This window comes from Ketogulonicigenium vulgare WSH-001 (assembly GCF_000223375.1).
GTDB lineage: Bacteria > Pseudomonadota > Alphaproteobacteria > Rhodobacterales > Rhodobacteraceae > Ketogulonicigenium > Ketogulonicigenium vulgare.
The window spans coordinates 1,604,006-1,616,085 of record NC_017384.1 but is presented as its reverse complement, the minus strand read 5'-3'; the positions used below and the strand labels follow the sequence as shown (position 1 = coordinate 1,616,085).

Genomic DNA, 12,080 nt, shown 5'->3' with positions numbered 1-12,080 from the left:
CGCAGGTCAAAACCCGGGCGCTGGCTTGCGAATGACAGGGGAGCAGCCATGAAAGCAGAAGTATTTCTGCCCGACGATTATCGTCCCGCCGAGGATGAGCCCTTCATGAACGATCTGCAGCTGGAATACTTCCGGCGCAAGCTGCTGGGCTGGAAAGCTGATCTCCTCAGCGACAGCCGCGACACGATCGAAGGCATGAAGGATCAAACGCGCAACATCCCCGATCTGGCCGATCGCGCCAGCGAGGAAACCGACCGCGCGTTGGAACTGCGCACCCGCGACCGCCAGCGCAAGCTGGTCAGCAAGATCGACGCCGCACTGCGCCGTATCGACGAGGGTGAATACGGCTATTGCGAAATCACGGGCGAGCCGATCTCGCTCAAGCGTCTGGATGCGCGTCCGACCGCCACCATGACCCTTGAGGCGCAAGAGCGGCATGAGCGTCGCGAAAAAGTACATCGTGACGACTAATGTCTGACGATAGATCCGTCGCCGTGATCGGCGGCGGTATCGCTGGCACCTGCGCCGCGTTGGCTTTTGCACAGCGCGGGGCGCGCGTCACACTTTACGAACGCGCGCCGCAGATTCGCGAATTTGGCGCGGGGCTGCAGATTACGCCCAACGGTGCGCGGGGCTTGCAAGCCTTGGGGATTGATCTGTCAGCGGGTCTTACCGCGCAGGCGGTCGCGCCCCATGATGGGGTGACGGGCAGGGCGATTGCCCGCTTTGACCTGACGCAGCTCTCCGGCCCCCCTTATCGTTTCTTTCATCGCGGCACGCTGATCGGTCTTTTGGCCGATGCGTGCACGCGGGCGGGCGTGGATATCCGCACGGGCCAGCAGGTTCTGGATGCAACGCCCGATGGCGCGGTGGTGACCGCCGCAAGTCCCGCACATTACGATCTGGTCATTGGTGCGGATGGTGTCCATTCCATCGTGCGCCAGCGCCTTGCGCCCAGCACGCCGCGCTTTTCCGGCCAAGTCGCATGGCGCGGTGTGATTGCGGGCGATCATCCGCCTGAGGCGCGTATCTGGATGCTGCCCGGCCATCATGCTGTCACCTATCCGCTGCCGGACGGCCAGATCAACATCGTCGCCGTGCGTGAGCGCAAGGCCTGGGCACCCGAGGGATGGAGCCATCCCGACGCCACCGAAAACCTGCGCGCCGCGTTTTGCGATGCTGCGCCGGAATTGGCGATGATGCTGGGGCAGATCGCGCAGCCGATGCTGTGGGGGCTGTTCCTGCATCCGGTCGCGCCGGTTTGGCGCGCGGACAGGCTGGTGATGATCGGCGATGCCGCCCATCCGACGCTGCCTTTCCTGGCGCAGGGGGCGAATTTGGCGATCGAGGATGCGGTGACGTTGGGGGCCGCCGATGATCTTGCGGCATGGGAAGCGGCGCGCATCCTACGCACCAGCCGCGCGATTGCAGCGGCAAATCGCAATGCCAAGAATTACCACCTGCGCGGCCCCGCCCGCGCGCTGGCGCATAGCGGATTGGGGATGATCGGGCGGTTTGCGCCCGCGCGCTTTTTACAGTCGATGGATTGGCTGTATGGGTTTGACCCGTCTCAGGCGTCCAGCTCGACCCAGACCGGCACGTGATCCGAGGGCTTTTCCCTGCCCCGCGCATCCTTTTCGATCCATGCGTTTTGCAGCAGATCAGCGCATTGCGGCGTCAGCAGGAAATGGTCGATACGGATGCCATTGTCGCGCTGCCAAGCACCGGCCTGAAAATCCCAAAATGAATAATGCCCGGGCCCTTGGGTGATGGCGCGAAACGCATCGGTAAAGCCTAGGTTCAGGATGCGGCGGAACGCATCGCGTGTTTGCGGCAGATAAAGCGCATCCTCCAGCCATTCGGCGGGGTTCTTGGCATCCTCGGCCTGCGGGATCACGTTGTAATCGCCGGCCATAAAGGCGGGCTCCTCGGACGCCAGCAACGCCTCGGCACGTTTGTGCAGACGCTCCATCCATGCTAGCTTATAGTCATATTTCGGGCCGGGGGCGGGGTTGCCATTGGGCAGGTAAAGGCCGCAGATGCGCACGGCGGTCTTACCGATCACCGTGGCCTCGATCCAGCGCGACTGCTCGTCGTTGTCATCGCCGGGCAGGCCGCGCGTCACATCCTCCATCGGCAGTTTCGAGGCGATGGCAACGCCATTGAACCCCTTTTGGCCATGGGTCTCTAGATTATAGCCCAGATCCTCGATGGCGCTGCGGGGAAAGCCCTCGTCGACGGATTTGATCTCTTGAAAGATCGCCACATCGGGGGATTCGCGGGTCAGCCATTCGGTGACCGTCTCTAGCCGCGCCTTGATGCCGTTGATGTTATAGGTCGCAATGCGCATGGTTTACCCCGATCTTTTCGCCGTTATGGCGCGCAGGGCAACCGCGCACAAGCTTAGATCGAGAATGACGTGCCGCAGCCGCAGGATGTGCTGGCGTTCGGGTTTTCGATCACAAAGCGCGCGCCGATCAGCGCATCGGAAAAGTCGATCTGCGCCGAAGCCAGAAACGGCAGCGAGACCTGATCCACCACAACCTTTTCGCCCGCGCCCTCTAGCACAAGGTCATCGCCCTGCGGTGCGTCCAGCGTGATCTGGTATTGGAAACCCGAACATCCGCCGCCTTCCACCGCAACGCGCAGGGCTTTGCCCTGTTTGGCCGCGCCAATCTGGGCAAGGCGTTCAAATGCGCGAGGGGTCACAGTCGGGGGCAGGGTGAACATGGCACAGCCTAAACTATCGGTTGGAACTTGCGGTCAGACAGCCATCAGATAGGCTGTCTCCGCTAATATAAGAAGGGAATGCCATGACCACAAGCTGGCCCGAGGGCTCTTACGGCACACTTGCCTCCTATGCCGCCGACCCGGCCAGAACGCGCGGACGTCTTTACCCCGAGGAAGAGAGCATCCACCGCTCGCCCTTCCAGCGCGACCGTGACCGGATCATCCATTCATCTGCCTTCCGCCGCCTCAAGCATAAAACCCAGGTTTTTCTAGAGCATGAGGGCGATTACTTTCGCACGCGCCTGACCCATTCGATCGAAGTGGCGCAGGTTGCGCGCACGCTGGCAGGCTCGTTCGGCCTGAACCAAGAGCTGGCAGAGGCCGTCGCGCTGGCCCATGACCTCGGGCATACACCTTTTGGTCATACGGGCGAGGATGCGCTGGATGCGCTGATGAAACCTTACGGCGGCTTTGATCACAACGCGCAGGCGATCAAAATCGTGACATCGTTGGAACGTCATTACGCCGATTTCGACGGGCTGAACCTGACATGGGAAACGCTAGAGGGGATTGCAAAGCACAACGGCCCGGTGCCTGCGCCCGTCGCCTTCGCCCTTGCGGATTATGATGCCCGCCACCCGCTGGATCTGCACACCTATGCCAGTGCCGAGGCGCAGGCCGCCGCGCTGGCCGATGATATCGCCTATAACCACCACGACCTGCACGATGGGCTGCGGGCCGAGCTGTTCTCGACCGATGAGCTGGCCGAGCTGCCGATCTTGCAAGATTGCTTCGCCGAAGTTGACCGCAAATACCCCGGCCTGAACTATTATCGCCGCCGGCACGAGGCGCTGCGCCGGTTCTTTGGTGTCTTGGTCGAGGATGTGATCCATGTGACCCGCACCAATCTGGCCGAGTTGCAGCCCCAGACGGCCGATGATGTGCGACATGCGGGCCGGGCGATGGTGCGATTCTCGGACGGGCTCTGGGCTGATCTGAAGGTGATCCGGGGGTTCTTGTTCACCCGTATGTATCGTGCGCCGGGCGTTGTGATGATGCGGCAAGAGGCCACCAAAGTCATCGAGACGCTGTTCCCGCTGTTCATGGAGCAGCCGGATGAGCTGCCCCGCCAGTGGCGCGCTGATGTCGAAAAAGCGCAGGATCAACAGGCGCTTGCGCGGATCGTGTCCGATTACATCGCAGGCATGACCGACCGTTTCGCCATCGAGACCTATGCGCGATTGGTGGACGAGGATATGACCGACCGCACGCGCGCGCTGCGCATTCTTTAAGGCGCTGTTTACGCCCCCTGCCTTATCTTGTTTCGGAACGGACAGGGGGTGCATATGGCGGGTGGGCTTAAAACCATGCTGGGACGCGGCAGGCCGCATATCCCCATGGGCGGCGCGCAGCCGCAGCGCGTGCTGCGTCAGTCCTTTGCGCGCGCGCTGACCGAGGTTGGCGGCCTGCGCGCGACGCTGGCATTGCCAGATGTGGGCGAGGGGGTGCTGGACGATATCCTGCCCGCGCTGCCCGACGGGATGATCCTGTTTTCGCTGGTTTGCGATGGCGATATCGTCGGCCTTATGGCCTTTGATGCCCAGTTGCGCATGGCGGTGGTCGAGGCGCAGACCCTGGGCGAGCCATATCATGCCAGCATGCCAGAGCGTCCGCGCACCTCGGTGGATGAGGTGTTGTGCCAACCCGTCGCGGATCGCTGTATCACCGATCTGATTGCCGAGGCTTTGGCCGCGCCCACCAGTGGGTGGTCGGTGCAAGCCTGGGTCGAGGGGGTCGTTTGTGATCGGCCATTCTCGGGGGGGCGCGATGCGGCTTTTGCCCTCAGCCATGGCGCCTATCGCCAGATGCGGATCGGGGTCGGAATCAGTGCCGAGCGCGCCGGCAGTCTGGTCCTGCTGCTGCCGGTCGAGGGGGCCCGTGCCGCTGTCGCGCAGCGCCGCAAATTGGCCGAGGATGCCCCCGCCCGCGCGGTCGAGGCCAGCCGTTCCCGCCATGCAGGTTGGTCGCTGTCGATCAACCGCAATGTCATGGGCGCGGCGGTAGATCTGCAGGCCGTGCTGCACCGGATGCGCCTGCCGCTGTCGCAGATCGAGGGGTGGGCCGCGGGTGATGTGGTCATGATGCCCGGCGCAAGCCTAGCCGCTGTGCGGCTGGTGGGGGTGGCGGATACGCCGGTTGGCACGGGCCAATTGGGTAAGGCGGGCGGGATGCGCGCGATCCGGATGAAAGAGGGTGCGGCGCCGCTCGCGCTGGAAGATATGGAAGCGCTAGGGGGCAAGGGCTGGGAAAACCGCGCAAGCCTTGCGGGGTAATCTCGCGGTTAATCAACCAGCCCCGTTGATTGCCACCGGACCGATGCTTAGGTAGCGGTCATGGAGATACAAAGCGAACATATCGACGAAAAGTCGCGTTACTGCGCTGATATGGCTGCCCTTGCGGCCGTCGCCGAAGGCGCGTCCGATGTGTTTCGTGTGCTGTCCAACCCGCAGCGCTTGCGTATTCTATGCGCGCTGAACAGCGGCGCATGTTGTGTCTCGCAGCTTGAGGATAATCTGGGCGCAAGCCAAGCCTATGTCTCAGGTCAGTTGGCGCGGATGCGCAGCGAGGGTGTGGTGACCTGTGCGCGTGCAGGACGGCAGATGGTCTATTCCATCGCCGACCCGCGGTTGCAGGCTGTGCTTGCAGGCCTTGCGCAGGCTGTGGCGCAGATTGCTGCCTCTCAGATGGCTGTCTCAGCGCAGGATCAGGCCGACAACCACCAGCATCAAACCGATAAATGACAAAAAGAACGCGCCAAGATTGACCGGCGCGACCTTTTTCACGACTTCTTGCAGCGCCTCGGGCGAGGCGCCACGGCGGCGCGCGCCCAGCACCTGCACCAGCGTCCATACCACGCCCGCAAGGCCGCTCAGGGTGACGATCGCTCCGATCCAGATCAAGCTTTGCATGGCATTTCCCCTTTGATTGCTTGATCTCGCCTAGCGGCTGCATCGGCGCAGCGCAAGCCGTTGCGGGCGCGCGGCGCAGGTTGTAGGACGTCTGCATCACCATTTCAGCAGATCAAGCCTTCAGGGAAACCCATGTCCGATATCACCAGCACCAGCGTTGCCGCCGATGAAATCCGCTCGATCGTCGAGCGCTATGAAACGCTTGAGGCTGAAAAGAAATATGTGGCCGAGCAGTTGAAAGAGGTCATGGCCGAGGCCAAAGGCCGCGGTTACGACACCAAAGTCCTGCGTAAGATCATCGCCCTGCGCAAGCGTGATCAGAATGATCTGGCCGAAGAAGAAGCGATCCTCGACCTTTATAAACAAGCGCTTGGGATGTAATCAGCGGCCCGATATGGCCATGGCGGCGGCATGGGCGGATGACCACGCCCATTGGAAATTATAGCCGCCGAGCCAGCCGGTCACATCCACGCATTCACCGATGCAGTAAAGGCCGGGGACGGCCTTTGCCTCCATCGTGCGGGACGACAGCGCATTGGTGTCGATGCCGCCGATGGTGACTTCGGCGGTGCGATACCCTTCAGATCCCGTCGGGCGCAACTGCCAATCGCCAAGGCGCTGGGCCATGTCCTGCAGCGCTTTGTCGGACAGATCGGCGTAATTGCCGCCAAGGCCCCAGTCTTCCAACAGCACATCCACCAGTTTACGCGGCAGCAGGCCGCCTAGCACGCTGGCGATAGATTTCGCGCCCGCGCCTTTGCGCTGCGCGCGCAATTGGTCGATCACTGGTGCGCCGGGCAGCAGGTTGATCGCGATATCCTCGCCCGCCTGCCAATAGCTGCTGATCTGCAAAATCGTCGGGCCTGACAGGCCGCGATGGGTGAACAGCAGCGCCTCGGGGAAGGCAGGGCCGCGCGCGGCGCGGGCGATGACGGGCGTTGCGACCCCCGCAAGCGGCGCCATCTGATTGTCGGAAAAGGTCAGGGGCACAAGGCCTGGGGTGGTTTCGGTCACCGGCAGGCCAAAATCCTCGGCCACGCGATAGGCAAAGCCCGTCGCGCCCATTTTGGGAATGGATTTGCCGCCACTGGCCAGCACCAGATTTTGCGCGGTGACCTGCGTCCGCTCGCCTGCCTGTTCCAGCGTGACGCGGAAATGGGTGCCGTCATGCGCCACATCGACGACCGAGGTTTCCAGCCACAGGGCCGCGCCCGCGCGTTCGACCATACTGGTCAGCATGGCGATGATATCCTTGGCCGAGCGGTCGCAGAACAGCTGTCCCAGCGTTTTCTCGTGCCAGGGGATGCGGTGCGCCTCGACCAGCGCCAGGAAATCGGCGGCGCTGTGGCGCGACAGCGCGGATTTCACGAAATGCGGGTTCTGGCTGATGTAGTTTTGCGGGGCCGCATGGATATTGGTGAAATTGCAGCGCCCGCCACCTGAGATCCGGATCTTTTCGCCCGGCGCGCGCGCGTGATCAACCAGCAACGTGCCGGGACCCGCATGGGCGGCGCAATAAAGACCGGCAGCACCGGCACCAATGATCAATGTATTCACCTGCATAAGCCCTGATGCCTTGACCGCGCGCGCGGCGCAAGAGGCCGCTTTACACTGGCTTTTGCGCTGGATCGACGGGCCTGTTCGCGCTATCCTGACCGGACAGACCCGGAAAACGGGCGGTTTCGAGGCATTTTCAGGCGGAGAGCGGTGATACCATGACAGACATGGTCTATCGCGCGGCGGCGGTGCAGCAGGTCGGCGACCCTGTTCTGCCGCGCTGGTGGCGCACAATCGACAAGCTGACATTCGGATGCATTCTGGTGCTATTCGCGCTGGGGCTATTGCTGGGGCTTGCGGCCTCGGCCCCGCTGGCGCAGCGGCTAGAGCTCGACTCATTCTATTTTGTGGTGCGTCAGGCGGTCTTTGGGATCGCGGCGATCACGCTGATGCTGATGGTCTCGATGCTGTCGCCGCGGATGATCCGCCGCCTTGGGGTGGTGGGATTCGTTTTTGCTTTTGCCTCGCTGGCGGCGCTGCCTTTTGTCGGCACTGACTTTGGCAAGGGTGCGGTGCGGTGGTTTTCGCTGGGGGTGGCCAGTTTCCAGCCGTCCGAAGTGCTCAAGCCGTTCTTTATCGTCGTGACCGCTTGGCTGCTGGTTGCGGGCGGGCAAGAGGGCGGACCGCCCGGCAAGCGCATTTCGCTGCTGCTGACCGCTGTTATTGTCATCATGCTGGCACTGCAGCCAGACTTTGGCCAAGCGGCGCTGATCATCTTTACCTGGACTGTGATGTATTTCGTGGCGGGCGCGCCGATGGTGCTGTTGATGGGCCTTGCAGGCATCGTCGCGGGCGGCGGTGTGATCGCCTATAACAGCTCGGACCACTTCGCGCGGCGGATTAACAGCTTTTTGGCCGAGGAATTCGACCCGCGCAGCCAGATCGGTTTTGCCACCAATGCGATCCGCGAGGGCGGCTTCTTTGGTGTCGGTGTGGGGCAGGGCCAAGTGAAATGGTCGCTGCCCGATGCGCATACCGACTTTATCATCGCCGTCGCTGCCGAAGAATACGGCCTGTTGCTGGTCGGTGCGATCATCCTGCTGTTTTTGGTTATCGTTGTGCGCTCGCTGTTTCGCCTGATGCGCGAGCGCGATCCCTTTATCCGTCTGGCGGGCACCGGTCTTGCGACCGTTTTCGGGGTGCAGGCCATGATCAATATGGGCGTTGCGGTGCGCCTGCTGCCGGCCAAGGGGATGACGTTGCCGTTCGTCAGCTATGGCGGCTCGTCGCTGATGGCCGCAGGGCTGTCCGTGGGGATGCTGATGGCACTGACCCGCGCCCGCCCGCAGGGTTTGATCGGAGATATTCTGTTGCGTCAGGGGCGCCGATAAATGGCTGATAGATCGCCGCTTTTGATTATCGCCGCCGGTGGCACCGGCGGCCATATGTTCCCCGCGCAGGCCCTAGCCGAGGCGATGCTGGCCCGCGGCTGGCGTGTGCGTCTGACCACGGATGCGCGCGGTGCGCGCTATGTCGGCGGCTTTCCCAGTGCGGTTGAAATTGTGCAACTGAAATCCGGCACTTTCGCGCGCAAAGGGGTGCTGGGCAAGCTGCTGGCGCCCTTTGCCATTGGCGCGGGGGTGATCTCGGCTGTCGCGCAGATGATTGCGCAGCGCCCTGCCGTGGTGGTCGGGTTTGGCGGCTATCCGTCGATTCCCGCGATGGCGGCGGCCTGGCTGCTGCGTCTGCCGCGCATGATCCACGAACAAAACGGCGTGCTGGGCCGGGTGAACCGGGTCTTTGCGCCGCGCGTGAATGCTGTGGCCTGCGGCACCTGGCCGACCGATCTGCCCAAGGGGGTCGAGGGTATTCATACCGGCAACCCCGTCCGCGCCTCGGTCCTGCTGCGGGCGGGCGCGCCCTATATCCAGCCCGGCGATTATCCGATGTCGGTGCTGATCATTGGCGGCAGTCAAGGCGCGCGCATTCTGGCGGATGTCGTGCCGCCCGCGATTGCCGCGCTGCCAATGCCGCTGCGCCATAATATCCGCGTCTCGCAGCAGGCCCGTCCCGAGGATATCGACCGCGTCACCGCGCTTTATGCGGCCGAGGCGATCCCCGCCGAAATCGCGCCGTTCTTTAACGATATCCCGACCCGGATGAGCGAGGCGCAGATCGTTATCACCCGCGCAGGCGCATCGACCATTGCCGATCTGACCGTGATTGGCCGCCCCGCCATTCTGGTGCCCTTTGCCGCCGCGACGGGCGATCATCAGACCGCCAATGCCGCAGGCCTTGTTCAGCAAGGTGCCGCCGCTTTGCTGCCCGAGCGCAGCTTTGAGGTTGATGCCCTGTCGCAGCTATTGGAAGGCATCCTCAGCGATCCGCCAAAGGCGCTGGCTATGGCGCGGGCGACATTGGCGCAGGGACGCCCTGACGCCACCGACCGGTTGGTCGAACTGGTTGAAGGGCTGGCGAAACCCGCTAAATACGCCGTGAGTGAAGCAAAGGAATAAAGATGTTGCCCGCAGTGCCAGCCGTGCCCGGAATGAGAATGCCCAAAGATGTCGGCCCCCTTCATTTCGTCGGCATCGGGGGAATTGGCATGTCCGGTATTGCCGAGGTGCTGCTGACCCTTGGCTATCAGGTGCAGGGATCGGATCTGAAATCCAGCGCGATTACAGAACGGCTGGCGGGCCTCGGCGCCACGATTTTCACCGGTCAGCGGGCCGAGAATATCGACGGCGCTGGCGTGCTGGTGATCTCTAGCGCGATTAAGGCGGGTAACCCCGAGCTGGACGCGGCGCGCGCACGCGGCATTCCCGTGGTGCGCCGCGCCGATATGCTGGCGGAACTTATGCGCCTGAAGTCCAATGTCTCGGTTGCCGGGACGCATGGCAAGACGACGACGACTACGATGGTTGCGACGCTGCTGGATGCGGGCGGCATTGATCCCACGGTAGTGAATGGCGGCATTATCCACGCCTATGGCTCGAACGCGCGGGTGGGGCAGGGCGAATGGATGGTGGTCGAGGCGGACGAGTCCGACGGCACCTTTATCCGCCTGCCGACGACGATCGCGATCGTGACCAATATCGACCCCGAACATATGGAGCATTGGGGCACGATCGAGGCGTTGCGCAAAGGCTTTACCGATTTCGTGACGCAAATCCCCTTCTATGGTCTTGCCGTCCTGTGCACCGACCACCCCGAGGTGCGGGCGCTGGCCGCACGCGTCACCGACCGCCGTGTGGTGACCTTTGGTTTTAACGAAGATGCGGATATTCGCGCGGTGAACCTGACCTATGAAAAGGGACAGGCCCATTTCGATATCGCGCTGCCCGATGGTGTGATTGCGGGCTGCACCCTGCCAATGCCCGGCGATCATAACGTCTCGAACGCGCTGGCGGCTGTGGCTGTTGCGCGGCACTTGGGGATGGATCACGATGCGATCAGTGCGGCGCTGGCGGGATTTGCCGGTGTCGGGCGGCGCTTTACCAAGGTGGCCGAAGTTGATGGTATTACGATCATCGACGATTACGGTCACCACCCGGTCGAGATTGCGGCAGTCATGCGCGCCGCGCGCCAAGCCACCAGTGGCAAGGTCGTCGCCGTGCATCAGCCGCACCGCTATTCGCGCCTTGCGCATCTGTTCGACGAATTCAGCGCTTGCTTCGATCTGGCCGATTATGTCGGGATCACCGATGTATACGCGGCGGGCGAAGATCCGATCCCGGGCGCCAGCCGCGACGATTTGGTCGCGGGCATCACCGCCCACGGCCATCCCCATGCCTTTGCTGTGACATCCGAGGCTGATCTGGCCGATGTCGTGCGCAAGTATATGGCGCCCGGCGATATGCTCGTATGCCTTGGGGCAGGGACGATTTCCGCTTGGGCCTATAACCTGCCAAAGGCGCTGGCGCATGACTGATATGCCATCCGTGCGCGGCACGCTGACCGCTGACCGGCCTTTGGGCGATCTGACATGGATGCGCGTTGGGGGGCCCGCGGATTGGCTGTTCCAGCCCGCCGATCACGATGATCTGGCGGATTTCCTCAGCGCACTGCCTGCCGATGTGCCGGTGTTCACCATGGGCGTTGGGTCGAACCTGATCGTGCGCGATGGCGGGATGCGCGGCGTGGTGATCCGCATGGGGCGCGGCTTTAACGGCATTACGATTGAGGAAGGCGGCGTCGTGCGCGCAGGTGCAGCCGCGCTTGATTCTTTTGTGGCGCGCAAGGCGGCGGATGCGGGGCTGGATCTGACCTTCCTGCGCACCATTCCCGGCACGATTGGCGGCGCTGTTGCAATGAATGCAGGCTGTTATGGGCAATATGTTGCCGACCGCTTGATCGAGGTGACCGTGATTACCCGCACGGGCGAGCGGCAGGTGATCGCCGCCAAGGGCCTTGGCCTGGCCTATCGCCAAAGCGCGCTGCCGGACGGCGCCGTCGTGGTCGAGGCTGTATTCAATGCCCCCGCCGCCGCGCCCGAGGATTTGCACGCCACAATGGACGCGCAGCTGAAAAAGCGCGATGAAACCCAGCCCAGCAAGGATCGCACGGCGGGATCGACCTTTCGCAATCCGGCGGGGTTTTCCTCGACCGGCAAGGCGGATGACGTCCATGATCTGAAGGCGTGGAAGCTGATCGACGACGCAGGCATGCGCGGCGCAACCCTTGGTGGCGCGATCATGAACCCCAAACATGCCAATTTCCTGACCAATGCCGGTGGGGCAAGTGCTGCCGACCTCGAGGGTTTGGGCGAGCGCGTTCGAAAAGCTGTTTACGACGCAAGCGGCATCACGCTAGAGTGGGAAATTAAGAGAGTTGGCGAGCCAATCGTTAATTCCTAAAACAAAAATTAAAACAGGGTCATAAAAT

At 62.7% G+C, this 12,080-nt stretch carries 14 protein-coding genes; 10 read left to right on the top strand and 4 right to left on the bottom strand.

The window, feature by feature from the left end:
* Positions 1 to 48: 48 nt before the first annotated feature.
* Both dksA and KVU_RS07835 read left to right on the top strand, forming a co-directional pair.
* Complete coding sequence (gene dksA / locus KVU_RS07840; RefSeq protein ID WP_013383036.1) at positions 49 to 471, top strand: RNA polymerase-binding protein DksA; 423 nt, start codon at positions 49 to 51, stop codon at positions 469 to 471.
* Positions 471 to 1,604 (top strand): FAD-dependent oxidoreductase, encoded by a 1,134-nt coding sequence (locus KVU_RS07835; RefSeq protein WP_014537856.1) that lies wholly within the window; start codon positions 471 to 473, stop codon positions 1,602 to 1,604. The genes dksA and KVU_RS07835 overlap by 1 nt, the downstream gene beginning before the upstream one ends.
* On the opposite strand, the gene xth is transcribed toward KVU_RS07835, so the two are convergent.
* Positions 1,571 to 2,350, bottom strand: coding sequence for an exodeoxyribonuclease III (gene xth / locus KVU_RS07830; protein WP_013383038.1), 780 nt, complete (start codon positions 2,348 to 2,350; stop codon positions 1,571 to 1,573). The genes KVU_RS07835 and xth overlap by 34 nt on opposite strands.
* Positions 2,351 to 2,403: 53 nt before the next feature.
* Positions 2,404 to 2,730: a HesB/IscA family protein gene (locus KVU_RS07825; protein ID WP_013383039.1), complete on the bottom strand. Its 327-nt coding sequence runs from the start codon at positions 2,728 to 2,730 to the stop codon at positions 2,404 to 2,406.
* Positions 2,731 to 2,813: 83 nt separating this feature from the next.
* Here KVU_RS07825 and KVU_RS07820 point away from each other — a divergent pair, with 83 nt between their 5' ends.
* Genes KVU_RS07820 through KVU_RS07810 form a run of 3 tightly spaced genes read left to right on the top strand, consistent with a single transcriptional unit; the run spans position 2,814 to position 5,531 of the window.
* The gene (locus KVU_RS07820) at positions 2,814 to 4,022 is read left to right on the top strand and encodes a deoxyguanosinetriphosphate triphosphohydrolase (RefSeq protein ID WP_013383040.1); all 1,209 of its coding nucleotides are present in this window, start codon (positions 2,814 to 2,816) and stop codon (positions 4,020 to 4,022) included.
* A 54-nt stretch (positions 4,023 to 4,076) separates the two neighbouring features.
* Complete coding sequence (locus tag KVU_RS07815; RefSeq protein ID WP_060486267.1) at positions 4,077 to 5,063, top strand: flagellar motor switch protein FliM; 987 nt, start codon at positions 4,077 to 4,079, stop codon at positions 5,061 to 5,063.
* Positions 5,064 to 5,123: 60 nt separating this feature from the next.
* Positions 5,124 to 5,531: an ArsR/SmtB family transcription factor gene (locus KVU_RS07810; RefSeq protein ID WP_013383192.1), complete on the top strand. Its 408-nt coding sequence runs from the start codon at positions 5,124 to 5,126 to the stop codon at positions 5,529 to 5,531.
* Here KVU_RS07810 and KVU_RS07805 read toward each other — a convergent pair.
* The gene (locus KVU_RS07805; protein WP_013383193.1) at positions 5,484 to 5,699 is read right to left on the bottom strand and encodes a hypothetical protein; all 216 of its coding nucleotides are present in this window, start codon (positions 5,697 to 5,699) and stop codon (positions 5,484 to 5,486) included. The genes KVU_RS07810 and KVU_RS07805 overlap by 48 nt on opposite strands.
* Before the next feature lie 132 nt (positions 5,700 to 5,831).
* On the opposite strand from KVU_RS07805, the gene KVU_RS07800 reads away from it, so the two are divergent.
* Positions 5,832 to 6,080 carry a DUF2312 domain-containing protein gene (locus KVU_RS07800; RefSeq protein ID WP_013383194.1) on the top strand — a complete coding sequence of 83 codons (249 nt, stop codon included), beginning with the start codon at positions 5,832 to 5,834 and terminating at the stop codon, positions 6,078 to 6,080.
* On the opposite strand, the gene KVU_RS07795 is transcribed toward KVU_RS07800, so the two are convergent.
* The gene (locus KVU_RS07795; RefSeq protein ID WP_013383195.1) at positions 6,081 to 7,262 is read right to left on the bottom strand and encodes a BaiN/RdsA family NAD(P)/FAD-dependent oxidoreductase; all 1,182 of its coding nucleotides are present in this window, start codon (positions 7,260 to 7,262) and stop codon (positions 6,081 to 6,083) included.
* Between the two features lie 152 nt (positions 7,263 to 7,414).
* On the opposite strand from KVU_RS07795, the gene KVU_RS07790 reads away from it, so the two are divergent.
* Genes KVU_RS07790 through murB form a run of 4 tightly spaced genes read left to right on the top strand, consistent with a single transcriptional unit; the run spans position 7,415 to position 12,052 of the window.
* Complete coding sequence (locus KVU_RS07790) at positions 7,415 to 8,587, top strand: peptidoglycan glycosyltransferase FtsW (protein ID WP_013383197.1); 1,173 nt, start codon at positions 7,415 to 7,417, stop codon at positions 8,585 to 8,587.
* Positions 8,588 to 9,712, top strand: a complete 1,125-nt coding sequence (locus KVU_RS07785) for a UDP-N-acetylglucosamine--N-acetylmuramyl-(pentapeptide) pyrophosphoryl-undecaprenol N-acetylglucosamine transferase (protein WP_013383198.1) — start codon at positions 8,588 to 8,590, stop codon at positions 9,710 to 9,712.
* A 2-nt stretch (positions 9,713 to 9,714) separates the two neighbouring features.
* On the top strand, positions 9,715 to 11,127 hold the full coding sequence (murC, locus tag KVU_RS07780; protein WP_013383199.1) for a UDP-N-acetylmuramate--L-alanine ligase: 1,413 nt from the start codon (positions 9,715 to 9,717) through the stop codon (positions 11,125 to 11,127).
* Complete coding sequence (murB, locus tag KVU_RS07775) at positions 11,120 to 12,052, top strand: UDP-N-acetylmuramate dehydrogenase (protein ID WP_013383200.1); 933 nt, start codon at positions 11,120 to 11,122, stop codon at positions 12,050 to 12,052. Before murC ends, murB begins: the two co-directional genes overlap by 8 nt.
* Positions 12,053 to 12,080: the final 28 nt, after the last annotated feature.

Coding starts and splice junctions, on each gene's coding strand:
- KVU_RS07805 (WP_013383193.1), bottom strand. CDS start 5,699: ATGCAAAGCTTGATCTGGATCGGAGCGATCGTCACCCTGAGCGGCCTT.
- KVU_RS07820 (WP_013383040.1), top strand. CDS start 2,814: ATGACCACAAGCTGGCCCGAGGGCTCTTACGGCACACTTGCCTCCTAT.
- dksA (WP_013383036.1), top strand. CDS start 49: ATGAAAGCAGAAGTATTTCTGCCCGACGATTATCGTCCCGCCGAGGAT.
- KVU_RS07790 (WP_013383197.1), top strand. CDS start 7,415: ATGACAGACATGGTCTATCGCGCGGCGGCGGTGCAGCAGGTCGGCGAC.
- KVU_RS07785 (WP_013383198.1), top strand. CDS start 8,588: ATGGCTGATAGATCGCCGCTTTTGATTATCGCCGCCGGTGGCACCGGC.
- KVU_RS07815 (WP_060486267.1), top strand. CDS start 4,077: ATGGCGGGTGGGCTTAAAACCATGCTGGGACGCGGCAGGCCGCATATC.
- KVU_RS07825 (WP_013383039.1), bottom strand. CDS start 2,730: ATGTTCACCCTGCCCCCGACTGTGACCCCTCGCGCATTTGAACGCCTT.
- KVU_RS07835 (WP_014537856.1), top strand. CDS start 471: ATGTCTGACGATAGATCCGTCGCCGTGATCGGCGGCGGTATCGCTGGC.
- KVU_RS07795 (WP_013383195.1), bottom strand. CDS start 7,262: ATGCAGGTGAATACATTGATCATTGGTGCCGGTGCTGCCGGTCTTTAT.
- murC (WP_013383199.1), top strand. CDS start 9,715: ATGTTGCCCGCAGTGCCAGCCGTGCCCGGAATGAGAATGCCCAAAGAT.
- xth (WP_013383038.1), bottom strand. CDS start 2,350: ATGCGCATTGCGACCTATAACATCAACGGCATCAAGGCGCGGCTAGAG.
- KVU_RS07810 (WP_013383192.1), top strand. CDS start 5,124: ATGGAGATACAAAGCGAACATATCGACGAAAAGTCGCGTTACTGCGCT.
- KVU_RS07800 (WP_013383194.1), top strand. CDS start 5,832: ATGTCCGATATCACCAGCACCAGCGTTGCCGCCGATGAAATCCGCTCG.
- murB (WP_013383200.1), top strand. CDS start 11,120: ATGACTGATATGCCATCCGTGCGCGGCACGCTGACCGCTGACCGGCCT.